At 70.5% G+C, this 1901-nt stretch carries 2 protein-coding genes; one reads left to right on the forward strand and one right to left on the reverse strand.

Annotated elements, in window-relative coordinates; all coding sequences use genetic code 11:
- The coding region (locus M7H45_RS00625; protein ID WP_298213656.1) for a DEAD/DEAH box helicase at positions 1 to 1342 on the reverse strand (1342 nt) is incomplete at its 3' end.
- Positions 1343 to 1559: 217 nt separating this feature from the next.
- Between M7H45_RS00625 and M7H45_RS00630 the strand changes: the two genes are divergently transcribed.
- Positions 1560 to 1901: cold-shock protein (locus M7H45_RS00630; RefSeq protein ID WP_298213658.1), on the forward strand; the 342-nt coding region annotated here is incomplete at its 3' end.

The following is a 1901-nucleotide window of genomic DNA, read 5'->3' on the forward strand; positions in this document are numbered from 1 at the left end:
GGGGGGCGCGGGCAGGCCGGGCGGCGGGCTCCGGCGGCAGGATGGTGATCTCCGCCGGGGCGGGCAGGCGGGCCTCGGCCAGGGTGGCGAAGGCGGCAGCGATGACCTCTGGGCTGGCGCGCGCGAGCAGCTTGCGGGCGAGGGCGAGCGCCGCCTCATCCGGCGGGGCGGCGAGCAGCGGGTGGGAGAGCAGCCTCTCCTCGTCCCGCGCGCGGATATCGGCGGGGGTGGGAGGAGGCAGCCAGCGGGCGGTGGCATTGGCCTCGCGCAGCAGCATCTCGGCCCGGCGGCGTTTCTGGGGCGGCACCAGCAGCACGGAGACCCCCTTGCGCCCGGCCCGGCCGGTGCGTCCGGAACGGTGCAGGAGGGTGGCCTTGCTGGCGGGCAGGTCGGCATGGATGACGAGATCGAGATCCGGCAGGTCGAGCCCGCGCGCCGCGACATCCGTGGCGATGCAGAGCTGGGCGCGGCCCTCCCGCAGGGCGGCGAGCGCGGCGTTGCGCTCGGCCTGGGATAATTCGCCGGACAGCGCCACGGCGGCGAAGCCGCGCGCCAGCAGCCGGGCATGGAGGTGCCGCACCGCATCGCGCGTGGCGCAGAAGATGAGGGCGCGGCTCTCCTGGGCGCGAAGGATGTTGACCAGCGCCGCCTCGGTCTCGTTGGCGAGAACCGGGATGGCGCGGTATTCGATATCCGCGTGCGGCTGGTTGGCGGCGGCGGTGTCGAGCCGCAGGGCGCGGTGCTGATAGGCGCGGGCGAGGCTGACGATCTCCGGGGCGATGGTGGCGGAGAAGAGCAGGGTGCGGCGCTGGGCGGGCGCGGCGGCGAGAATGAACTCCAGTTCCTCGCGAAAGCCGAGATCGAGCATTTCATCCGCCTCGTCGAGCACCACCGCCCGCAGCCCGTCCAGGCGCAGATGGCCGCGCTCGATATGGTCCTTGAGCCGCCCGGGCGTGCCCACCACCATGTGGCAGCCCGCCGCCAGCAGCCGGGCCTCGCGCCTGGGGTCCATGCCGCCCACGGAGGCGGCGATGCGCGCGCCGGTGAATTCGTACAGCCAGGCGAGTTCCGCCTGGACCTGCAAGGCCAGCTCCCGCGTTGGGGCGATGACGAGCACCAGCGGGTCGCGCGCGGGCGGCAGGGCCTGTGCCTCGCCAAGGATGAGGGGGGCGAGGGCGAGGCCGAACGCCACGGTCTTACCCGAGCCGGTTTGGGCGGAGACCAGCAGATCCCGCTCCTCCGCGGTGGCGGCGAGAACCGCGCTCTGCACCGGGGTCGGCTCCGCATAGCCGCGCGCGGCGAGCGCCCGCGCGAGGCTGGGGTGAAGGCTGGGAAAGGGCATGGCCCGCTCTTACGGGCTGGCTGGGGGCGGAACAAGCGGCAAGGCGGCCCGCACAGCGCCGCCATGCGAAAAAGGCGGGGATGGCCGCCGAGTTGCCCGGTTTTGGCCGCATTTCGGGATTGATGGCCGCCCCGGCGTGGCCTATGGTACACGCGCTCGGCTTTTGCCCGGTGCCTTGAGATTTAGTTTTAGGTCCAGTTTAAGGATAGTTTTTATAGTGCGCTCCCCCAAGAACGACCGCCAGCGGCAGAATCGCCGCCGCGGTTTCGACGACGATAATTTTTTCGGTAACGCTCCTTCGTTTCCGCCTTCATTTGCAGGTTTCGGGCCGGTATCCTCCGGGCCGGAAGCCAAAGCCACCGTGAAATGGTACAATCCTGAAAAAGGTTTCGGCTTCGTCGAGATGGCCGATGGCTCTGGCGACGTCTTTCTCCACGCCAATTCCCTTCAGAGCGCCGGGTACCAGTCGGTCACGCCCGGTTCCGTTCTCCAGATTCGCGTGGGCCAGGGCCAGAAGGGCCGCCAAGTGGACCAGGTGATCTCCGTCACCGAGGGCGAG

The sequence above is a fragment of the Acidocella sp. genome (assembly GCF_027352905.1).
GTDB lineage: Bacteria > Pseudomonadota > Alphaproteobacteria > Acetobacterales > Acetobacteraceae > Acidocella.